Consider the following 21,703-nt stretch of genomic DNA (forward strand, 5'->3'; position numbering starts at 1 on the left):
GCCACTTTTTCGTTATTTGCCCGTTACATAAATTAGTAATGTATGTATTGCAAGAGCACCGATTCCCCTCCATACTCGATCACAGCGGCGGCGCACCCACCCCACCCGTCGCACCGAACGAAGGAGTTCACGTGACCATCAGACCGAGCCTCGGTGTGGCAGCAACCGCCGCCATCGCCGCACTCCTCCTCAGCGGCTGCGCCGGTGGCGCCGCTAACGACGACGGCGAGCCGGCCGGCACCATCACGGTTCTGACGAACAGGACCGACCTCGTCGACACGACGTTCAAGGACTACGCCGCCGAGTTCACCAAGAAATACCCGGGCACCGAGGTCAAATTCGAAGCGCTCACCGACTATGAGGGCGACGCGAAGATCCGGCTCAACTCCCGCGACTACGGCGACGTGCTCCTCATCCCGTCGTCCAACGTGACCAAAGACAAATACGCCGACTACTTCGAGCCCATGGGCAGCACCGAAGAGTTGTCGAAGAAGTACCGATTCACCAACGAGGGCTCGTTCGACGGCACGGCCTACGGCGTCTCGACATTCGGCTCAGCCATGGGCTACGTCTTCAACAAAGATGTCTGGACGAAAGCCGGCATCATGACGCCACCCGCCACCGAAGAGGAGTACCTCGACGCGCTCGAGAAGGTCAAAGCCACCGGTTCGATCCCCTATTACACGAACTACAAAGACGGATGGCCGCTCGCCACGATCGAGGGCAACCTCGGCACCGTGCAGGGCGACACCGTGCGCACGCAGATGATCGATGACGACGCTCCGTGGACCGAGGGCAACGACCAGTACAACATCGACGGGCTGCTCTTCGACACGGTCTCGGCCGGTCTGAGTGAACCCGATCCGACCACCACCAACTGGGAAGAGTCGAAGAACCTTCTCGCGTCGGGCGAGGTCAGCTCGATGGTCCTCGGTTCATGGGCCGTGAGCCAGATGCAAGATGCCGCTGAGGCAGCCGGTGAATCCCGCGACGTCATCGGATTCTGGCCGATGCCCTGGAAGACCGACACCGGGTTCACATCGGTGACCGCCTCGGACAAGTTCCTGGCGATCAGCAAGTATTCGAAGAACAAGGCCACGGCGAAGGCATGGGTCGACTGGTTCACAAACGAATCCGGATACGCCGCCAGCCAGGGCGCGATCAGCCCCGTCGTGAGCGACCCCGCTCCCGACACGCTCAAAGACTTCCAGGAGCTCGGCGTGAACTACATCGAGCTCGCCGCTGACCCGGTGGGCAAGGAAGCCGTGATCAACGACATCGCCAATGAGGCCGAGATCGACCTGTTCGGCAACACCTACCGGCAGAAGCTGATCGACGTGGCGCGTGGCGCCGCGGATGGTGACAAGGAGAGCGTCTTCGCGGACCTCAACGACCGGTGGGCCGCTGCTCGCGCCACCGTCGACGCGAAGTAGCGCCCTCCACACGAAGCGCCGTGGTCCCGCAGCGTGGCGGGGCCACGGCGTCCACCATCGAACGAATCGAAGGTAGAAGCATGTCCACACTCAAGGGCGATCCGGCCCTGACCGCCCGAGCGCTCGCGCCGATATCGTCACGCCGCCGCAACCGGCTGACCGGCTCGGGCACGACACCCTGGCTGTTCCTCATCATCCCGCTGGCGTTCCTGATCGTGCTGACCTACATTCCCGTCGGCAACATGTTCTGGTACAGCCTCACGTCGTGGGACGGCCTCGACCCCGACATGGAGTTCGTCGGTCTCGGCAACTTCGTCCGGATTTTCACGCAGCCCGAGATCTTCCAGGTCTTCTTCGTCAGCCTGTACTACCTGGCGGGCGCCATCGCGCAGCTCGTGCTGGCGCTGTACTTCGCCACCCTGCTGAGCTTCAAGACGCGCTTCCGCAACCTGTTCAAGGGCGTGATCTTCTTCCCCTACCTCATCAACGGGGTGGCGATCGGCCTGGTCTTCCTGTACTTCTTCCGGCCGGGCGGCACCCTCGACGCGCTGCTTGCGGCTGTCGGCATCCACGACCCCGGCCAGTGGCTGGGCGACCCGTCGCTCGTGAACATCTCGCTGGCCGGCACGTCGGTGTGGCGCTACATGGGCCTCAACTTCGTGCTCTTCCTGGGGGCCATCCAGTCGGTTCCCGCCGAGCAGTACGAGGCGGCCGATCTCGACGGAGCCAACTCGTGGCACAAGTTCCGGTTCATCATCCTGCCGAGCATCCGACGCATCCTCGGGTTGTCGTTCATCCTCGCCATCGCCGGTGCCCTCTCGGCCTTCGAGATGCCCTACATCATGACGGGCGGCGCCAACGGCTCCGAGACGTTCGTCATCCAAACGGTGAACACGGCGTTCAAATTCTCGAAGGTCGGCCTCGCATCGGCCATGGCCGTGGTTCTGCTCATCATCGTCCTCGTCATCACGGCGGTCCAGCGTCGGGTGTTCCCCGACGAGAGAGGGGATGAATCGTGAAGAGCACGGTCGCCACAACCCTCAAGTACCTATCGCTCATCGTCGCCAGCCTGTTCGCGATCGTGCCCCTCGTCACGATCTTCATGCTGGCCTTCAAGACCGACCAGGAGCAGCGCACGACCGGTCCGCTCACGCCGCCGTCGAACTGGCTGAACTTCGAGAACTTCGTGACCGCGTTCTCGCAGGGCGGCATGGTGATGGGGTTCATCAATACGGGCATCATCCTGGTCGTCTCGGTGGCGGGCACGATCTTGATCGGCACTATGGCGGCTTACGCGGTCGATCGTTTCCGCTTCCGCGGGCGCAAGCTCGTGCTCGGCCTCTTCCTCCTGGCCACCCTCGTGCCGTCCGTGACCACACAGGTGGCCACGTTCCAGGTGATCTCGGCGCTCGACCTCTTCAACACGCGTGGCGCCGCCATCCTGTTGTTCGCCGGCACCGACATCGTGGCGATCTACATCTTCCTGCAGTTCATGTCGTCCATCCCGGTCTCACTCGACGAGGCGGCCATGCTCGACGGCGCGAACCGATTCACCATCTATTGGCGCGTCATCCTGCCGCTCTTGAAACCCGCGATCGCCACCGTGATCATCATCAAGGGCATCGCCATCTACAACGAGTTCTACATCCCGTTCCTCTACATGCCGTCGCAGGAGCTCGGGGTGATCTCGACCTCGCTCTTCCGCTTCATGGGCCCGTTCGGCTCGCAATGGCAAGTCATCGCCGCCGGAACGATCCTCGTCATCATCCCCACCCTCTTGGCCTTCCTCTTTCTTCAGCGATACATCTACAACGGCCTCACCTCAGGAGCAACGAAATGACCCTCACCACCGCCGACCTGTCCACCGTGATCACGCGCACCCTGCACGACGGTTGGTCGCTGCGGGCTCTGCGCGGCCCGGTGCCCGCCGATCTGAGGGAGGTCTCGGTCCCGGCCCGTGTGCCGGGCCTCGTGCACACCGATCTGCTCGAGGCCGGCCTCATCCCCGACCCGTATCTCGACCGCAACGAGCAGAAGGTCACGTGGATCGGCGAATGCGATTGGGAGTACCGCACCACGTTCGAGTGGCATGCGGATGGCCGTGACCGCCACGATCTGGTGTTCGAGGGCCTCGACACCGTTGCGACGGTGCTCCTCAACGGCCAGACGGTCGCGTCGACGCGCAACCAGCACCGCACCTACCGGCTGCCGGTCGCCGAGCTGCTGGTCGAGGGCGACAACGAGTTGGTCGTGCGCTTCGGGTCGCCCGTCGCCTTCGCCGATCAGGCCAGCCTCGACATCGGCTACCGCCCGCACACGTACTTCCACCCGTTCAACGCCATCCGCAAGGCCGCCTGCAATTTCGGGTGGGACTGGGGGCTGGACGCCGCGTCGGCCGGAATGTGGAAGGCCGTGACATTGCAGTCGTGGCAGGGTGCGCGTTTGGGAGCCGTGCGCCCGATCGTGACGGTCGATGCGCCCGCGCGCGGCCGCGTCTCGGTGCATGTCGACGTCGAACGGTCGGATGATCGTGCCGTGACGGTCGTCGCCGAGGTTGCGGGAGTCCGCGCCGAGGTGCCGGTCACCGGAGCGGTCCCCGCGGGTGGCGTGTCGTCGGTCGCGGTTGAGCTCGAGGTGGACGACGTCGACCTGTGGTGGCCGAGGGGTTTCGGCGAGCAGCCGCTCTACGACCTGACCGTGCGCGTTGTGGATGGCGCGCCGACCGACGACGCCGAGCTCGACATCCGTGCCCTGCGCATCGGTTTTCGCACCGTCGTCGTCGAACTCGAACCGGATGCTGAAGGAACCTCGTTCCGCTTTGTCGTCAACGGTCAACCGGTCTGGGTGCGCGGCGCGAACTGGATTCCCGACGACGCGTTCGTGACACGCGTCGACCGTGCCCGCCTGAGCGCCCGCCTCGATCAGGCCGAGATCGCCAATATGAATCTGCTGCGGATCTGGGGCGGCGGCTACTACGAGAGCGACGACTTCTACGAGCTGTGCGACGAGCGCGGCATCATGGTGTGGCAAGACTTCCTGTTCGCCTGCGCGAGCTACGCCGAGGAAGAGCCGCTCTGGAGCGAGGTCGAGGCCGAGGCGCGCGACAACATCACCCGCTTGATGCCGCATCCGAGCCTCGTGCTCTGGAACGGCAACAATGAAAACATCTGGGGCTTCGAGGAATGGGGCTGGGGCAAACGCCTGCAGGGTCGCACGTGGGGGCTCGGCTACTATCTCGACCTGCTTCCGCGTCTGGTCTCGGAGCTCGACCCGGGCCGTGCCTACACGGCGGGGTCGCCCTGGTCGGGCAGTATCGACATTCCCGCCAACGACCCCGACCACGGTTCGGTGCACCTGTGGGAGCACTGGAACCGCGTCGACTACCCGGCGTATCGCGATGTCTCGCCGCGATTCGTCGCCGAGTTCGGGTGGCAGGGCCCGGCCACATGGTCGACGATCGAACGCGCCATCTCGGACAGCCCCCTCACGCCCGAATCGCCCGGCATGATCGCGCACCAGAAGGCGACCGACGGCAACGACAAGCTCACCGACGGTCTCGTCGCGCACCTGCCGTTGCCCGATGACACCGAAGATTGGCACTGGGCGATGTCGCTCAACCAGGCCAACGCGGTCACCTACGCGATCGAACACTTCCGGTCGCTCAGCCCGCGCTGCATGGGCACGGTCGTCTGGCAGCTGAACGACTGCTGGCCCGTGACGTCATGGGCCGCGGTCGACGGCTACGGCCGGGCCAAACCGTTGCTCTATGCCCTGAAGCACGTCTACGCCGACCGGCTTGTCACCATCCAGCCGCGTGAGGGTGGCTCGCTCGCCGTCTCGGTGGTCAACGACGGGCCGGATGCCTGGGCCGACACGGTGGAGATCACCCGCTTCGCCTTCGACGGCACCGTGCTGGCCTCCTCGACCGCGGCCTTGGCCCTCGAACCGCGCTCGTCGATATTGATCGAGGCGACGACGGATGTCGCGCAGGCCACCGACCCGGCGGGCGAGGTGCTCGTGGCGACGGTCGGCAGCGACCGCGCGTTCTGGTTCTACACCGAATGCCGGGACTCGTCGATCGAGGCAGCCAACCCGCGTGTCGAGGTCGAGCGCGTATCGGACGGCTACGCCGTGACGGTGACCGCCGACGTGTTGGTGCGCGACTTGGCCCTGCTCGTCGACAAGGTATCGCCCGACGCCGTGGTCGACGACATGCTCGTCACGCTACTGCCCGGCGAGACGCACACGTTCTATGTGCGGCTCGACGCCGAGGTGGATGCTTCGGCGCTCGCCTCGCCACGCGTCGTGCGCACGGCCAACCAGCTCGTCGCCGACTGGCGCTGAGCCCCGACGTTTTCACCGCTGGACGAAGGAGCCCACGATGACACCACCCACCCTGACGACCCGAGCGATCGCCGCGGTCGCGACCGGCGCGATCGCCCTGACATCGCTCACGGCGCTGACCCTTGCGGGGGCTGCCACCGCCCCCGCGAGCGCGGCGCCCGCGGACTGGACGTCCCAGAACACGGAATTCGTCACCCGCGACGGTGCCACCTTGCGGCTCGGCGGCGAACCTTTCCGGTTCAACGGGGCGAACGCTTATTGGCTGGGACTCGACGAGAACGTGGGCGGGGTCGACTATCCGACCTTCTTCCGCATCAAGGACGCCATCGACACGGCCGACGAGATGGGGCTGACGGTTCTGCGGTCGCACATGATGACGTCCACGGGTCAGAACGACGCCAACCCGCTCGCCATCATGCCGTCCCTCGGCGAATACAACGAGGAAGCGTTCGCGACCATCGACTTCGCGATCGCCTATGCGGGGGAGCGCGGCATCCGGCTCATTCTGCCTCTGACCGATGAATGGGAGTACTACCACGGCGGGCACCGGGATTTCACGACGCCCCTGGGGCTGCAATCGGCCGACTTCTACACCGATCGTGCCGCTATCGGCGCTTACCAGGAGTACGTCGACCGAATTGTCGGCCGCACTAACACCCTGACCGGCGTGCCGTATGCGGCTGACCCGACCATCCTCGCGTGGGAGCTCGGCAACGAACTCGAGGGGATGACGCTGCCCTGGATCGACGAACAGGTCGCCTTCATTCGCGAACGCGCGCCCGAACAACTGGTGTCGGCCGGCCGCCGCTTCGACATCGACCCCGACACGTTGGCCTCGGCCGACCTCGACATCGTCGATGTGCACTACTACCCGCCGACCGCCCAGAAGGTGACAGCGGATGCGGCAGCCGTCGTCGCGGCGGGAAAAGTCTATGTCGCGGGCGAATACGGCTCGAATTCGGCGTCGCCCGCGCTGCTCGACCCGCTCGTCGCGAACGACGACGTCTCGGGAATGATGCTGTGGTCCCTCTTCGGCCACAACGACCGCGGCGGGTTCGTGCCCCACGACGACGGCTTCACGCTGCATTATCCGGGCACAACGGCGAAAATGCGTGAGCAGGTCGTCGCCATCACGGGCTTCAGCCGCGCGCTCAGGTCCGAGACGGGCACGCTGGCCCTTGGGCAGCCCCTCATCACATCGGTCGACAACGTCAACGGGGTGAATGAGATCGCGTGGCGCGGAACGGCAGGGGCCGCCACCTACCGTGTCGAGGTGTCGACGGATGGGATCACGTGGACGTCTCTCGGAGCGGGAGCCGTCCCGGCCGAGGCCTCACCCGCGACCGACCTCGCGTCGACCCCGGGTTCGCGCTACCGGGTCGTTCCAGTGAAGCTCGACGGCTCTGTCGGGCCGGCTTCCGAGACCGCTCAGCCGGGGGCTGACGCCGACCTGCTCGTCGATCCGCTGCAGAGTTTCTCGCTCGCGTCCGCACACCCCGGCGTGGTGCTCGAGGGAACGCCGCGGGGCGCGATCGCCCGCGCCGGTGGATCGGGCGGCAGTATCACCTGGGCCGGAGAGCGGATCAACCGCGTGCAGGTACGTTCCGCGGCCGGAGCCGCCCCTGCCGGCAGCATCTCGATCGAGGTTCGCCGCGGTGACGCGGGTTGGCAACGCGTCGAGGGTGCGAGCGTGGGAGACGTTGTGGACACCGGAGTGTTCGAGGATGCATCCGCCGTTCGCGTCGCGCTGATGCCCGGAGTGGCTCTCGCATCCGTCACGCTGTCCTCGGCCGCCGCGGTGCCGACGTCGGCGCCGGGAGCCTTCGCGTTGAGTGCGCCCGCCGACGGCGCCGAGGGTGTGCGTGCGACCCCGCGCTTCGTCTGGACGGAGGCCCCCGATGCGGCGTACTACCGCTTCACCTTGCGCGCCGAGGGTGCCGAGGAACCGCTCGTCGCCCTGACCGGTTTGCGGGGCACGACGCTCGATCCCGCCGTGGAACTCGCGCCCGGAACCACGTATGTGTGGACGGTCGTGGCCGTGAACGGCACGGGCGAGACGGTCTCCGACCCTCGATCAGCGACGTTCGAGGCGGCGCCACTGCCCGAAACCGATCGCGTCATCGAGGACTTCGAGTCCTATGCCGACGCCGCGTCGGTGAACGCGGCCTACGTGCGCAACACGGGTGGCGGTGCCATCGCCGGTGCGCTGGCAGAAGCTCCCGAGGGTGACGGCTCCAGCCCGGACGGGCAGACCGCGGACTTCGCCTACGACCTCGCGGGCCCCGGCTATGCCGGCGTCACGCACAAACTCGCGGCGCCCGACGATTGGTGGGGATACGACTCGATAGCCTTCACGGCGCGCGGAGGCAGTCCCGACCAAGACCTGAGCGTGCAATTCGTGGCCGGTGGCGCGTTCTGGGAGGCGACGGTTGCCATGCCAGGCGCCGACTGGACCGAGATCGAGATCCCCTTCGACGACTTCGCGCCGCCGAGTTGGGCCGGTGAGGGTGTGCTCGATCCGACCCAGGTGACCGAGTTCTCGTTCTACCTCGGCGGGTCGGGCGCGGGGACCCTCTCGGTGGACGATGTGCGACTGGTCGCACCGGCGGCCGTGGTGCCACCCGTGACCGAGCCCACTCCGTCTCCCTCGCCGACGCTTCCTCCGTCGACGGAGTCGCCTGTCCTCATCGATCCCGACGCTGCCGGGGCCGAAGGCGCAGCGCCCAACGCTGGCAAGGGTCTTGACGCGCGGCTCGCGAACTCCGGTGCGGACGGGGGAGTGTTGGGGGTCCTCGCACTAGCCCTTCTCGGAGCGGGCCTCGTTATCGCCGCCTCTCGACGACGCCGGGGCCGGACGGGCTGACACATGGTCGGGACTCATCCCTCGCACCACGGCAGTCCTCTCGCGCTCGCCGTCGACATCGGTGGCACGAAGGTGGCTGCGGCATTGGTCGACGACCACGGCTTCCTCGTGCCGGGCAGCACCGCGCGGGCCGCCACGGGTGGAGTCGGTAATGCCGCCGGGCTGACACGCAACATCGTCGGGGTGGTGGCCGACGTGCTGCGGACCGCGCCGCGCGGCGCCCGAATCGTCGGTGTCGGCATCGGATCCGCCGGCCCTGTCGACCTGGCGCGGGGTACCGTTTCACCCAAGAACCTGCCGGCCTTGGACCGGTTCCCGGTCGTCGATGTGATCACCGCAGCGGTTCGGGCGGAGCGGCACACCGAAGCCCTAGACATGCCGGTGATCCTGCGTCTCGACGGCACCTGTATCGCGCTGGCGGAACGGTGGCGGGGCGCCAACCGCGGTGCCCGCCATTCGATGGCGATCGTCGTGTCCACTGGCGTCGGCGGCGGCATCATCCTCGATGGCGCCATGGTTTCGGGTGCGTCGGGCAATGCGGGCCACATCGGCCAGCTGCGCCTGCGACCCGCGGATGCCGGCGGCCCGAGCGACTCGGGAACCCTCGAGGGCATCGCGGCCGGGCCTCGCACGGTGGCCTGGGCTCAGAGCCGAGGATGGCTCGGGCAGACGGGCGAGCAGCTGGCCGCGTCGTACGCCGACGGCGACCCCGTCGCGAGAGCCGCCGTGCGGCGGTCGGCCGAAGCTGTCGGGTTGGCGATCAGCAACGTGACGACCTTGCTCGATCTCGAGGCGGTCGCCATCGGTGGCGGGTTTGCGAATGTGGCGCCCGACTATGTCGACTTGGTGCGGGCGGCGGCGGAAGAGAGCGCGCTGTTCCCCTACGCCTCCGCCGTCACGATCCGCCCGACGGGTCTCGCGGGAGACGGGCCGTTGATTGGTGCCGCGGCACTGGTGCACCGGGCGTCGGACCTGGCGCTCCGGGGCACGGTCGAGCCGGAGCCCGCGCAGTGCGAACTAGCCGATGGCGTCGGTCAAGAACGCGACGACGTCGGCGTTCATGCGGGCGTGGAAAGCCTCGCGGTCGAAGCCTGACGGGTCCTGAGAGGGCGGGAAACTCGCGTTCTGCATCACCTCGGGGAACGGCGTGAGGGGCGAGAAGTGCCCGCCGTTCTCGACGACCTCGTGCCGCACGCGCGCCCGGTCGGGCACACCGTCGAGCACGATATCGCCCTGCCACGCGGGGGTGTGCTTGTCGTGCTCGGCCGACATCAGCAGAATCGGCACCTCCACGTTGCGCAGCGCCGTTTCCTCCTGGAACCACGGCGTCGCCGGCGCGAGCAACACCAGCGCACCGACGCGGCGACTCGTGCGCGGGTGCAGCCTCTCGGGTTCGCCCGACTCGGTCTCGCGCGCGAAAGCCGTCGGCACCGCGCCCGCGGCCGCGAGCACCGAGTAACCACCCATCGAATGCCCGATGAGGCCGACATCCGTGGGCCTCACCACCGACGCGAAACGAGGGTCATCCAGCATGAATTGGATGACCTCAACCACATGCCGCGGCCGGTCGACCAGGTTCGCCACCCGCCCGTAGGAGGCGTTGTCGCCGATGCTGTTGCCCGGATGCGTGGGTGCGGCGACGACGAAACCGGCGCGAGCCAGCGCCGCCGCGAGGTCACGGTAGAGCAGGGGCGAGCCGCCGTTGCCGTGTGACAGCACGACGAGCGGATAGCGCGACCCGTCGGCGGGAGGGGCGATCGCGGCGTCGAGCGCGACGCTCTCGGTGTAGGGGCCGAGCGTCGTCGGCAGCTCGGGCGAGTCGGTCGGATACATCACCAACACGGGGAAGGGGGACCCGGTCTCGTCGTCGTGAACCTCGACCCACCGGCATCCCGCGTTCTTCTGCATTCTGTTAAGGGTAGCCGGGGTCGTGGGCCCGGCCGACATAGGCTGAGCGGATGGGGGAACAGAGCATCGAGGTCACCGACAGTGTCGTGCCGGGGCCGCACGGCGGCGTTCCGATTCGGCAGTACATCGACCCGGCACATCCGAGGCCGACCGCGCACGTGGTCTGGGTGCACGGTGGCGGATTCATCCGGGGCAGCCTGGATCTGCCCGAATCGGACCAGGTTGCGCGGGCGCTCGCCGCCGAGGGCATCGCGACGACGGCTGTGGGCTATCGCCTCGTTCGCCCCTCGCTCAGCCGCACCGCCCATGACGCCGACGCCCACGACCGTCGGGCGCGGGCGCGCAACCGATTCCCCGTGCCGCTCGACGACGTCGTCGCGGTGGTGCGCCACCTCCACGAGCAGCATCCCGAGGGCGTCATCCTGGGCGGCGCGAGCGCGGGCGCCTGCCTCTCAGCCGGTGCCGTCATGCGGCTCGCCGCCGACGGTGACGCGCCGCTCCTCGGCACGTTCTTCACCTACGGGTTCTTTCACGCACGGCTGCCCCGGGTGCCGGGCGCGGATCGACCGCGATCGCGGCGTCACCGGCGCTTCACGCACGCGGCCGCGCTGCTCGACGTCCTGAACCGCACCTATGTCGGCGACCCTGCGCTGCTCGTCGAGCCGACGGCGTTCGCGGGCGGGCACGACCTGAGTGGTTTTCCGCCATCACTCGTGGTGGATGCCGACCGCGACACCATGCGGGCATCGGGCGGGCAGTTCGGGCGCGAGCTCGTGGCCGCCGGTGTCGAGACCGACTACCGTGTGATGCCGGGGACGGCCCACGCCTTTCTGAACCGGCCCCTCGACCCGGCGTTCCGCCCGGCTATCGATCACATCGCCGACTGGGTGCGGGCGCGGAGCGTGATGCACCCTCAGTGAGGGTCGCTCGGGTTCGCGTGGCGCCCGCGGCGCACCTCGTCAGGCTGCACGCGCCCGTCGGCGAGCCGGATGACCTGATCGGCGACGGCCTCGATCTTCGGGTCGTGCGTCGAGATGATCGCGGTCGTCCCCTCGGCGCGCACGACATCGCGCAACAACGTGAGCACGCCGGCACCCGTGTCGGCGTCGAGCTGCCCCGTCGGCTCATCCGCGATGAGCAGGCGCGGCCGCCCCGCGAGCGCCCGCGCGATGGCCACGCGCTGTTGCTGCCCGCCCGAGAGTTCGCCGGGCCGCTGCTGGGCCTGCGCGCCGAGCCCCACGAGGTCGAGGTAGTGCGCCACCCGCTCCTCGCGCTCGGCCGGATCGAGCCGTCGCAGTCGAAGAGGCAGGCTCACGTTCTCGGCCGCGGTGAGCAGGGGCAGCAGGCCGAACGTCTGGAACACGAACGCGATCTTGTCGCGGCGCAGGGCCGTGCGGGCGCGATCGTCGAGGGTGGCGACATCCGTGCCGTCGACGATCACGCGGCCCGATGTGGTCGTGTCGAGACCGCCGATGCAGTTGAGCAGCGTGGTCTTGCCGGCACCCGAGCGGCCGACCAGCGCGGCGATGCGACCCGGTTGGATGCTGAACGTCACGTCCGAGAGCGCATCGACCGTGCCTGTGCCCGACGGATACGTGCGCGTCAGGTTCTCGACCTGGATCATGGCGTCGGTCATCGTCCGGTCTCCTCGGAGTCGGTGGAGTCGGTGGAGTCGGTGGAGTCGGTGGGGTCGGTGGGGTCGGTGCGGGCGCGCCGGGGACGCCGGAACGGGGAGAGGGAGGGGTCGTCGGCGTCGGTCGCCGGGGTCTCGACTGGCTCGGCAGCGCGGTCGGCGAACACCCCCACGTGGTCGCTTTCGAGCTCGAGCCGCACCCGATCCCGCAGCCCGAGCCGCTCCCGATACGCCGCGGGAACCTGCATGCGCCCGGCCCGGTCGAGCAGCGCGAACTCCTCGGCGTGCACCGTCTCGGCACCCGCGTCGTCGACGACCGTGCGGCGCACCACCTCGGTCGAGGTGCGGCCATCCCGAATCGCGATCGTGCGCTGCACCCGCCCGGACACCGAGGCGTCGTGCGTGACGATGACGACCGTCGTGCCCAGCACCCGGTTGGCCGTGCGCAGCGCATCGAAGACATCGTCGCTCGTGGCCGAATCGAGCTCACCCGTCGGCTCGTCGGCGAGCAGCACGGCGGGCTCGTTGGCCAGCGCCACCCCGATCGCGACGCGCTGCTGCTGCCCACCCGACATCTCGTGCGGGCGTCGCGCCGCCAGCTCGGCGATGCCCAGGGCGTCGAGCACCTGCGCCGTGCGTTCGCGGCGACGCGCGCGAGAGGCCCCGGCGAAGCTGAGCGCCAAGCCGATGTTTTCGGCGGCCGTCAGGTAGGGCAGCAGATTCTTGGATGTCTGCTGCCAGATGAATCCCACCACCTCGCGGCGATAGTGCACCCGCTGTCGCGCGCTGAGCGTGAGCAGGTCGTGTCCCGCAACGGTCGCGCGCCCGGCCGTCGGCAGGTCGAGCCCCGACAGAATGCCAAGCAGCGTCGACTTGCCCGACCCCGACGCGCCCACGATGGCGACCATCTCGCCGGGCTGCACGACGAGGTCGAGCCCCTGCAACGCCTGCACCTCGATCGACCCGGTCTGGAAGATGCGCACGATGTTGTCGCACACGATGACGGCGTCGGCACCGTAGGCCGCGGCTCCCGGAGCCCTCGCGGCCGGCGTGATCACAGGTTCGGTCATGAGCTCTCTCCTACTCGAAGAACGGTCGGCAAGGCGCGGCGGTTGGCGGCCACGCGCTCGCCCAGGATGGCCGCGGCGAGGGTGAGGATGATTCCGGCAGCGGCCACGGCGAGCGTCGCCTGATCGAGCACCATCGCGGTCTCCTCGCGGCCCGTCAGAATGTCCAACCCGAGCGACGGCCCGACCAGATACAGGATGAGCGCACCCGCGCCGACCCCGCCGAGGAACGCCGCGAGGGCCACGGGCAGGGTCTGCGCGAGCGCGAGCCACCAGCCCGCGCCGCGCTCGGCCCCGAGCGTGCGCATCAGGGCGACGTCGCGCACGCGGCCGCGCGCTTGCCCCAGCACGGCCGCCGCAACGGCGAGCATCGCCAGCACGAAGGCGGCCCCCGCGGCCAGCTGCATGGTGTGCGTGGTTCCCGCGATCAACGCCGAACCGCGCCGCTCGGCCAGCCAGCCGGCCCGCGTCTCGACCTCGGCGTCCGGGCCGAGGCTCGCCACGGCGCTGGCCGCCCCCGCGCCGTCGACGACGATCGTGGTGGCCGGCAGGGGGGTGCCGACGGCATTCGAGAGGGCGTCGAGGTCGACGAGCAGACGTGAGCCCACCTCATCCGTCTGCCCGGCGAGGGGCACGTCGAGTGGGCCGACCAGATCGAGCTCGACCATGCGGTCGTTGATGTCCACGCTCAAACCGGTCTCGCCGTAGCGCTCGATCAGGGCGGCGTCGGCCAGCGCGCGCACGGGCGCCTCGACCTCGCTATACGAATCCTCACCCCTCAGTGAGCGGATGTCCGTCGCCGTCGCCCGATAGTCGGGATCGTCGGGCCGCCCACCGATCAGGCGTTCCGAACCGGCGGTCACGCCCGTCACGCTCACGAGCGTGCTGCCGCGGTCACCCGTCGCGTCGACGCCGCGCAACACCAGGCGGGCGCCCGCGGCCGTGACATCCGGCGACCCCTGCACCCGCGTGACGTCGTCGGGCGTGAACGAACCGTCGGCGCGCGCATCGCCCCCGACGGCCAACCAGGAGGCGTTCTCCTGACCGCTGTCGACCGTCGCAGCGAAACTGCCGCCCGCGAACAGGATGCCGACGGCCAACGTGGCGGCGAAGACGGGCAGGATGGTGGGCGTGCGGTCGAGCTGGGCCGCGATCAGCAGGCCGGCGATTCCCCGGGAACGGCGAGCGGGTCGAAGTGCCGGGCGGAGCGCGAGGGGCAGCAGTCGGGCCGCCGCAACGGCCACGCTCGCCGCGATGAGGGCGGGGGCGATGGCGACGAGCGGGTCGACGCCGAGGGCGCCGGGCGCGAATGCCGAACCCGGTCCGCCGCCCGTCGGGCCTGCAGGAAGCGCGCCGCGCTGCACGACGGCCACCACGGCCGCGAGCGTCACGGCACCGAGCAGGGCTTCGAGCACGAGACGTCGGCGCCCCTGCATCCGAGCGGCCCGTCGTCGTTCGCTGGGATTCGCCACCCGCCGGCTCGTGGGCCAGGCGGCGCGCGCCACCCGGACGGCCTGCACGACGGGCACGGCAATGGCGACGAGGCCCACGAGGGCGACCACCCACCACAGCGTGCCCGGGCCGGGGAAGACGAGGCCGGCACCACCGACGCCGACGACGGTGGCGAGGGCCGTCGTCACGACCGCCTCGACGCCCGCGCGACATCCGATGCCCACGAGCGACGTGCCGCGTGCGCGTTCGAGTGTGAGGCCGGCCGCGCGGCGCGCCGTGAGCAGCGCGCTGGCGAGCAACAGCACGGTGATGGCGGCGACGAGCATGCCCGCGATGGCGATCGTCATCTGGGCCGTTGCCGCCGAGGCGGCCGGCGGATAGTCGGCCAGCGCCGCCTCGAAGCTCGACTGCGCGAGCAGGGTGATCGGCTCGCCGGGGGTGAGATCGGCTGCCGTGCCCTTCAGCGCATCGATGTCCTGCGCAACGCGTGTCACGAGGTCCGCCGTGAACCCGTCGGGGTCGAGCGTCACGCGAATGCCGGCCGGCACGGGGTCGACCAGGGCCGCCGTGACGCGCGTCATGGCCTCCGGGTCGATGAGAACCGACACCTGCTCGGTTCTCGGGCGGCCCGTTCCGACCACGGGTTCGCCGTCGGTCTCGTCGGGCCACAGGTTCGGGATGTCGATCCACGACGCCCGCTGGTCGGCAGGGGTCTGGCCCGCGTCCGGTGCCACGAGGGCCGAGACCCGGATGTCGAACGCATCCGTCGCCGTCTCGAGACGCAGCACCGAGCCCACGTCGGCGCCGATACGGCGCGCGGCGACGGCGGACAGGGCGACCCTGATGGGCGCATCGTCCGATGCGCCGGCGGTGGCACCGGGCAGCTCGCCGCGCTCGACGACGAGATGTCCGCGGCCATCCGGCGTGAGGGCGGCGAAGCGCATGCCCACCTCGACGGGGGCTCCGACCACATCCACCGCTTGCGTCACCGCGAAGGGAAGGGCCGACTGTGCCACGCCGCGCAGGGCCGGGGGCAGCCGCTCGGGGATCAGCGGGGCGAGATCGATGACCTGCTGCGCGGTGACCGGGGTGGAACCCGTGCCCGGCAGATCGGCGATGAGGTTGCTGCCCAGCACGAGGTCGGTGCTGCGCCCCGCCGTGGCAACGGCTTCTCGGGCACCGCGGTCGACGGTGTCGTGCACGAGCCGCGGGGCCGCGCAGGCCAGGAACACCGTGACCGCCGCGATGAGGGCGGTCAAACCGAGCAATCCGAGGTCGCGCCGGGCGCGCCGCAGAATCAGGACGACGCTCATTCGGGCGCCCCTTCCCGCAGCAGCCGGGCCGGTTCGACCAGACGCTGCGTGGCCCAGACCGCCACGACGACCGCGCCGACCACGACGAGGAGCTCGACGATCAGCAGGGCGATCGGCGCCGCGGGCAGCACCACGCGCACCGCGGGCACGGGCGGCGCGCCCGTGGGGGACACCGAGACGAGCGGCCCGAGTAGCTGGGCCAGCACCACACCGCTCACGACGCCGAAGAGGATGCCGATCGCGCTGAGCACACCCGCCTCGATCGACACCGTCGAGAGGATGCCGCGGCGCCCGAATCCCACGGCGCGCAGTTGCGCGAACTCGAGTCGTCGCCGGCGCAGCGAACCCGCGCTGTGCATGCCGAACCCGATCGCGAGCAGCACGGCGCTCGTGATGATGGTGAGCCACAGGGCGGCCTGCGTGCCGATGCGCAGCGGGCCCTCCTGCAGCGAACGGGTGACGCCGTCGATGCTGATGCTGACGGCGGAGTTGGCGGCCTGCTCCTGGCGCACGACGTAGGCCTCGCCCGACCCCGCGGGCACGTCGACCCACCACTCGTCGAGCAGCGTCCCCGCCGCCCCATACTGAGCGAGCGCTCGCGCGAGCGATTCGCTATCGGCCACGAGGTACACACCGCCCGCGGCCGATCCGTCCGAACTGGTGGCCGCCAACCCCGCCGTCCCGCCGACGAGGGTGCGGGCCTCGACCGCCCCCGGCACGGCCGGGGCCATGCCGGCGACGGCCGAGGGGATGGCCGCGTCGCCCAGGGTGAGCACGAAGGGGGCCGCGAGCCCGAGACCCAGCCGCGTGGCCTGATCCGTCGGCACGACCACGGGCAACGCGGTCACGGGCTCCCACGCCACCAGCGACGCGACGGCACCGGTGCCCGCGAGGTCCTGCGGCAGGTCGACGCTCACGGCGAGGGCCGGCGCGGGCGACGGCGACGGCGCAGGCGCCGAGACGACCGTCGGCACTTCCGCCTGGTAATCCGACGTCACTCCCGCCCACCCGATCAGGGGCGCGATGTCGAGAGCCACGGGTGCCGCCTCTCGAGACGAGCGCGCGCCGGCATCCGAGAGAATCATGCTCACCGGCAGCCGCGACCCGCGCAGGGAACGTGTGGCGGGCTCGCCCTCGAAGCGCAGTTGCAGCCCGACGAGCGTGCGCTCCGCCGAGGGCTGCGAGAGGGGGCCGAGCAGCGCGTGCGGTTGCCCGTCGAGATCGGCCGTGCCGAGTGCATCCACGGTCACAATGCCGGCCGCATCGACCGTGATGGCCGACACCGTCGCCCGCACGCCGGTCGGAGTATCGGCGGGGTCGGCCGTGGTCGGAAGAGCCGTCACGGTCACGCCCATCCAGGTCACATCGTCGTCGATAGCGATCCCGTCGAGGGCTTCGCCGGAATCGTCCGCGTCGTCGCGCGGGGCGAGCGCGCTGGCGATCTCGGTGCCACCCTCCTCTCCGAGGCGGCCCGCGTCGATCAGCTGCCGCGCGGACTCGTCGAGCCCCAACACGTGCACGCGCGAACCGGAGGGTGCGGCGTCGTTCCACGAGGCGACCGCATCTCGTCGCAGGGCAGCCGAGGGTGAGGTGCCGGATGTCGCGCCGACCGCGAGCGCCTCGGCCTGCTCACTCGGGGCCCGGCCGTCGGCCACCAGGCGCACGGGTGGGCCCACCGCGAACGCCGCCTGATCGGCCTGCGACTGCCGCCACGTGTCGAGGAATGAGACGCTGAAGATTCCGACCGCCAGGGTCACGGCCACGAGGAGCACGGCCGCGATCGACGAACGTGCTCGTCGCGCGAGTTCCCACGACGCCAGCGCGGAGGCGGCACCCCGGGCGCGCCGCGAACGTCGCTCGGCCGCCGCGGAGACGAGGGGCATGAGTCGCAGGCACAGGAGCACGGCCCCGAGTAGCACGATCGCGGGGGCCACCGCCGCGATGGGGTCGACGCCCAGGGTCCCCTCGCGCACGGTGCCCTGCAGGCGGAACAGTTGCAGGGCCGCGACGACCGCCACGGCGATCACGGCGAGGTCGAGCCCCGAACGCATGAGCGGCGCGAGGCGCCCGGCCCGCGCGGCCGAGTCCTGCTCGGCGTCGAACTCGGCCTCGGCCCCGCGACGCACGAGGAGGGGAGCCGACACGATCGCGACGAAGACGACCGCGACGCCGGCCGCCACGAGCCAGGCCGCGAGCGGGATCGAGGCGGTAGCCGGCATCCGGGCGGCCCTCATGGCGGGAACGGCAGCCATGGCCTGATAGACGAGCGCGCCGAGTCCCGGTGCCACGAGGGCCGTGACGATCGCGACGCTGACCGCCTCGAGGCCCACGAGCGCACCCACCTGGGCGGGGGACGCGCCGCGCGAACGCATGAGGCGCCGGTCGACGATGCCGCTCTCGGTCATGAGCCGCGCCACCTGCACGAGAGCCGTGACCGCGAGGAGGGCGAGGAGCACGCCCGAGACGGCGACGACCGTGCGGGTGACCAGGATGCCGCCGCCGACCGCGTCGAGGGTCTGGGGGAGTTCGGTCGTGAGCGCGACGGTCGTGGCCTGCCGGCCGACGGCCGACGAGAAGGAGACGTCGGCGTCGACCAGTCGCTCGCGCAGCGGCGACAGCGCCGACTCGTCGACGGCCGTGAAGTCGGGGCGGAAGATCGTTTCGGCAAACGCGGCCGAGACGTCGCGCGCCTCGAGCGTGCCCGGGGCGGCGAGCAGCGGCCCGATCGCGACCACGGGTTCGTAGCTGCGCTGGCCGGGTTTCGCGAAGCCGATGTGTGCGCCGCCGCCCTGCAACGGATCGATGGCCCACTGCTCGGCGGGGGCCTGGGCGCTGGCCTCGGCGAGGCGGTAGAAGCCGCTGATGCGCAGTGCCACATCGCCCCGCGTGGTCTGCACGACGAGCTCGTCGCCGATTGCGAGTCCGACGACCGTGCGCGCGGCCTCGGGTGCCACGACCGATCGATCGTCGCTCGCCCACGCGCCGTCGACGAGGCTCGTTCGGCTCTCGGCGTCGGTGAGCTCGCCGACCGAGGCATACACCGCGGTCTCGGCGACGAGCGGGGAGCCCGTGCGCGTGACCGGTCGCAGCGCCGATTCGGTGAGCGTGAACCGCTCGGTCGGGATGTCGGGGCCCAACACATCCGCGGCCGTGTCCGCGAGCGTCGCGTCGAGCTCGGTGAGCGAACCGCTCGGTCGCAGCAGATCCACCGTAAGCGACGTGGCGGCGGGGTCGGTGTCGGTGAGCCCACCGCGCAGAGCCCCGGCATCCGACGAGGCGGCCAGCACGGCCAGCGCGCTCAAGAGGGTCGCGACAAGCACGAGCACGGCCGTGACGGTGCCGAGAAAACGCCACCGGAACGCGGCCCGACGCGCGAACACCCGCAGCAGGTACACGCCATCGCGTGAGGGGTGCGCATCGGCGGGCATAGGCGAAGCATAATGCGCAATCGAGCGCGCATCGGCACCGCCGCGACGGCGACCGTCCGGGCAGGCAGCGCCGTGCCGGACCGCGCCAGTCGTCTTCCGTGTTCGCGCTTCCATCCCCGGCTTTGCCGACGCCGCGTCGAGTGCATAGGGTCAACCGTGTGAACACGTTCGAGGCGACCCGACCCGGCCACCCGCCGCGGTGCGCCGCATGATCGACCTCCTGCGCGACCGCCGCCGGCTCATCCTCGCCGATGTCGCCACCGGCCTCGTCGTCGCGTTGCTGGCCGTGTTCCCGCCGCTCGAGGTCAACGCCGCCGGCATCCTCACCGCCCTGCTCGCTTTCGTGGCGATCGGATGCCGCAACGTCTCGCCCCTCGCCAGCCTCGCGCTCGTGTGGCTGCTCGCCATCGCCCAGCTCGTCCTGAGCGAGCGCCCCGGTTTCGCCGACCTGGCCCTCCTCCTCGTGCTCTACGCGTGTGCCCGCCGCGGAACCCGCTGGGAGTTGGGCGCCGCAGCCGTCTCGGCCATCGCGGGCGGCGTCATGGCCTCCTCATATCTGACGCAGACGGGAACGCGCTACGCCCAGATGGCCTACGGCTCGACCGAGGGGCAGATCGCCGCGTCGGTCGCACCCGTCGTCGTGCTCGCATCCGCCTGGCTGTTGGGTTTCGCCGTGCGGGCCCTGCGCTCGCAGCGCATCGAGGCCGGCCGACGCGTCGAGGCCGAGACCGAGATGGTGAAGGCGCTCGACAGCGCCGAATTCGAGCGGTTGCGGGCCACGATGGCGCGCGACGTGCACGATGTGGTGGGCCATTCGCTGGCCGTGATCATCGCGCAGGCCGACTCGACCGAATTCATCCACGACGAGGCTCGGCTGCGGCAAGTATCGGCGACCATCGCGGCCACGGCCAGGCGTTCGCTGCTCGAGGTGCGGCAGGTGCTGAACGGCGACCCGGCGGCGGGCATCGACGACGAGACCATCGACCTGGATGCCCTGATCGAGCAGGTTCGCGAATCGGGCGTCGCCATCGAGCGCGTCGTCCGGGGCGAACCGCGCCTGCACGACGCGGGGCTGCGGCTTGCCATTCGCCGCGTGGCGCAGGAGATGTTGACGAACGCCATCCGACACGGGGATGCGCGTGAGCCCGTGGCTTTTCGCGAGACCTGGCGCGCGCAGGACGTCGTCATCGAGGTAGAGAATCGAGTGGGACTCACCCGCAACCCCGGCTCGGGGTCGGGAGTCCGTGGAATGCGCGCACGCGTCGAAGGGATGGGCGGCATGTTGGAGGCCGAGGCCGTTGACGGCGTCTACACCGCTCGGGCGCGCATCCCGGCACCGGCGTCTGCGTCTGCGGCTGAGCTGGCACCCGGGTCAGCTTTGGAGTCGGCACCCGCGGCGGCGACTGTGACTAGGTCGCCCGCTTCTCCGGCGTCGTCGGCGGGGGCGGTCCCTCATGAGTGACGCCGGGCCGATCCGCATCCTGCTGGTCGACGATCAGGAGCTGTTCCGCGGCGGCGTGCGCGTGGCGCTCGAGGCGCAGCCCGATTTCGTGGTCGTGGGCGAGGCGGCGAACGGGCGTGAGGCGTTACGCCTGATCGACGAGCTCGGGCCCGATGTGGTGCTGCTCGACATCCGGATGCCTGTGCTCGACGGTGTCGAGACGGTGCGCGCGATCTTCGGGGCCGGGGCCAATGGAGCGACTGCGGATGCCAGCGCAAGCGCCCCTGGCGCACGCCCGGATGGTGAGGTGGGCTCATCTGCGAGCGGAGCCATCTCGCGCAAACCCCGCGTCATCATGCTCACGACCTTCGCACTCGACCGCGCCGCCGCGACCGCGATCCGGCTGGGCGCGAGCGGATTCCTGCTCAAGGATGCGACGCCGAGCTTCCTGGCCGAGGCCATCCGCACCGTGCACGCGGGCAACACCGTGCTGGCGCCCGACGAGCTATCGCAGCTGTTCTCGGCCGATGTGCAGCGCGCCGCCCCCACGCCGGCGCCCGAGATCTTCCGCCAGCTGAGCGTGCGCGAGCGGGCCGTCTTCTTCGCCGTCGCGCAGGGTGCCACCAACGCCGAGGTGGCCGAGCGGCAGTTCATCAGCGAGTCGACGGTCAAGGGTCACGTCTCCAGCATCCTGAGCAAGCTTCAGCTGCGCGACCGCGTGCAGCTCGTCGTCTTCGCGCACGACCACCGGCTGACCGAAGACCGGGTCTGACGTACCGCCGGAACGCGTCGATGGGATGATCCGACGCGGTACCGCCCGC

At 70.0% G+C, this 21,703-nt stretch carries 14 protein-coding genes; 9 read left to right on the forward strand and 5 right to left on the reverse strand.

Going from position 1 to position 21,703, the window contains the following annotated elements; all coding sequences use genetic code 11:
* Positions 1-131: 131 nt before the first annotated feature.
* The 6 genes from ACUWEX_RS01955 to ACUWEX_RS01980 all read left to right on the forward strand — a co-directional run bounded on the left by ACUWEX_RS01955 (position 132) and on the right by ACUWEX_RS01980 (position 9,735).
* A complete protein-coding gene (locus ACUWEX_RS01955; protein WP_445996942.1) occupies positions 132-1,433 on the forward strand; it encodes an ABC transporter substrate-binding protein in 1,302 nt (433 codons plus the stop codon).
* Between the two features lie 80 nt (positions 1,434-1,513).
* Positions 1,514-2,452: a carbohydrate ABC transporter permease gene (locus ACUWEX_RS01960; RefSeq protein WP_445996943.1), complete on the forward strand. Its 939-nt coding sequence runs from the start codon at positions 1,514-1,516 to the stop codon at positions 2,450-2,452.
* Complete coding sequence (locus ACUWEX_RS01965) at positions 2,449-3,273, forward strand: carbohydrate ABC transporter permease (protein WP_445996944.1); 825 nt, start codon at positions 2,449-2,451, stop codon at positions 3,271-3,273. The genes ACUWEX_RS01960 and ACUWEX_RS01965 overlap by 4 nt, the downstream gene beginning before the upstream one ends.
* Entirely contained in the window at positions 3,270-5,777 is a 2,508-nt protein-coding gene (locus ACUWEX_RS01970) for a glycosyl hydrolase 2 galactose-binding domain-containing protein (RefSeq protein WP_445996945.1), read from the forward strand. The genes ACUWEX_RS01965 and ACUWEX_RS01970 overlap by 4 nt, the downstream gene beginning before the upstream one ends.
* A 37-nt stretch (positions 5,778-5,814) precedes the next feature.
* Entirely contained in the window at positions 5,815-8,640 is a 2,826-nt protein-coding gene (locus ACUWEX_RS01975) for a CIA30 family protein (RefSeq protein ID WP_445996946.1), read from the forward strand.
* Between the two features lie 3 nt (positions 8,641-8,643).
* Positions 8,644-9,735 carry an ROK family protein gene (locus tag ACUWEX_RS01980; protein ID WP_445996947.1) on the forward strand — a complete coding sequence of 364 codons (1,092 nt, stop codon included), beginning with the start codon at positions 8,644-8,646 and terminating at the stop codon, positions 9,733-9,735.
* Here ACUWEX_RS01980 and ACUWEX_RS01985 read toward each other — a convergent pair.
* Positions 9,658-10,548, reverse strand: a complete 891-nt coding sequence (locus ACUWEX_RS01985) for an alpha/beta hydrolase family protein (RefSeq protein ID WP_445996948.1) — start codon at positions 10,546-10,548, stop codon at positions 9,658-9,660. The two genes, ACUWEX_RS01980 and ACUWEX_RS01985, sit on opposite strands and share 78 nt — an antisense overlap.
* A 50-nt stretch (positions 10,549-10,598) precedes the next feature.
* Between ACUWEX_RS01985 and ACUWEX_RS01990 the strand changes: the two genes are divergently transcribed.
* The gene (locus ACUWEX_RS01990; RefSeq protein ID WP_445996949.1) at positions 10,599-11,468 is read left to right on the forward strand and encodes an alpha/beta hydrolase; all 870 of its coding nucleotides are present in this window, start codon (positions 10,599-10,601) and stop codon (positions 11,466-11,468) included.
* On the opposite strand, the gene ACUWEX_RS01995 is transcribed toward ACUWEX_RS01990, so the two are convergent.
* From ACUWEX_RS01995 to ACUWEX_RS02010, 4 genes are read right to left on the reverse strand one after another with little or no spacing between them, the layout of a single operon-like run.
* A complete protein-coding gene (locus ACUWEX_RS01995) occupies positions 11,462-12,184 on the reverse strand; it encodes an ABC transporter ATP-binding protein (protein ID WP_445996950.1) in 723 nt (240 codons plus the stop codon). The two genes, ACUWEX_RS01990 and ACUWEX_RS01995, sit on opposite strands and share 7 nt — an antisense overlap.
* Positions 12,181-13,251: an ABC transporter ATP-binding protein gene (locus ACUWEX_RS02000; protein ID WP_445996951.1), complete on the reverse strand. Its 1,071-nt coding sequence runs from the start codon at positions 13,249-13,251 to the stop codon at positions 12,181-12,183. The genes ACUWEX_RS01995 and ACUWEX_RS02000 overlap by 4 nt, the downstream gene beginning before the upstream one ends.
* Positions 13,248-16,013 (reverse strand): FtsX-like permease family protein, encoded by a 2,766-nt coding sequence (locus ACUWEX_RS02005; RefSeq protein ID WP_445996952.1) that lies wholly within the window; start codon positions 16,011-16,013, stop codon positions 13,248-13,250. Before ACUWEX_RS02005 ends, ACUWEX_RS02000 begins: the two co-directional genes overlap by 4 nt.
* The gene (locus tag ACUWEX_RS02010) at positions 16,010-19,441 is read right to left on the reverse strand and encodes an FtsX-like permease family protein (protein ID WP_079726608.1); all 3,432 of its coding nucleotides are present in this window, start codon (positions 19,439-19,441) and stop codon (positions 16,010-16,012) included. The genes ACUWEX_RS02005 and ACUWEX_RS02010 overlap by 4 nt, the downstream gene beginning before the upstream one ends.
* 208 nt (positions 19,442-19,649) lie before the next feature.
* Here ACUWEX_RS02010 and ACUWEX_RS02015 point away from each other — a divergent pair, with 208 nt between their 5' ends.
* A complete protein-coding gene (locus tag ACUWEX_RS02015) occupies positions 19,650-20,903 on the forward strand; it encodes a sensor histidine kinase (RefSeq protein WP_445996953.1) in 1,254 nt (417 codons plus the stop codon).
* The gene (locus ACUWEX_RS02020) at positions 20,896-21,654 is read left to right on the forward strand and encodes a response regulator (protein ID WP_445996954.1); all 759 of its coding nucleotides are present in this window, start codon (positions 20,896-20,898) and stop codon (positions 21,652-21,654) included. The genes ACUWEX_RS02015 and ACUWEX_RS02020 overlap by 8 nt, the downstream gene beginning before the upstream one ends.
* Positions 21,655-21,703 lie beyond the last annotated feature (49 nt).

The organism is Okibacterium fritillariae, assembly GCF_052783725.1.

Bases quoted from the DNA above. Each gene is read 5' to 3' on its own strand.
- ACUWEX_RS02020 (WP_445996954.1), top strand. From the start codon at position 20,896: ATGAGTGACGCCGGGCCGATCCGCATCCTGCTGGTCGACGATCAGGAG.
- ACUWEX_RS02010 (WP_079726608.1), bottom strand. From the start codon at position 19,441: ATGCCCGCCGATGCGCACCCCTCACGCGATGGCGTGTACCTGCTGCGG.
- ACUWEX_RS02015 (WP_445996953.1), top strand. From the start codon at position 19,650: ATGATCGACCTCCTGCGCGACCGCCGCCGGCTCATCCTCGCCGATGTC.
- ACUWEX_RS01995 (WP_445996950.1), bottom strand. From the start codon at position 12,184: ATGACCGACGCCATGATCCAGGTCGAGAACCTGACGCGCACGTATCCG.
- ACUWEX_RS01970 (WP_445996945.1), top strand. From the start codon at position 3,270: ATGACCCTCACCACCGCCGACCTGTCCACCGTGATCACGCGCACCCTG.
- ACUWEX_RS01990 (WP_445996949.1), top strand. From the start codon at position 10,599: ATGGGGGAACAGAGCATCGAGGTCACCGACAGTGTCGTGCCGGGGCCG.
- ACUWEX_RS01960 (WP_445996943.1), top strand. From the start codon at position 1,514: ATGTCCACACTCAAGGGCGATCCGGCCCTGACCGCCCGAGCGCTCGCG.
- ACUWEX_RS02000 (WP_445996951.1), bottom strand. From the start codon at position 13,251: ATGACCGAACCTGTGATCACGCCGGCCGCGAGGGCTCCGGGAGCCGCG.
- ACUWEX_RS01980 (WP_445996947.1), top strand. From the start codon at position 8,644: ATGGTCGGGACTCATCCCTCGCACCACGGCAGTCCTCTCGCGCTCGCC.
- ACUWEX_RS02005 (WP_445996952.1), bottom strand. From the start codon at position 16,013: ATGAGCGTCGTCCTGATTCTGCGGCGCGCCCGGCGCGACCTCGGATTG.
- ACUWEX_RS01985 (WP_445996948.1), bottom strand. From the start codon at position 10,548: ATGCAGAAGAACGCGGGATGCCGGTGGGTCGAGGTTCACGACGACGAG.
- ACUWEX_RS01975 (WP_445996946.1), top strand. From the start codon at position 5,815: ATGACACCACCCACCCTGACGACCCGAGCGATCGCCGCGGTCGCGACC.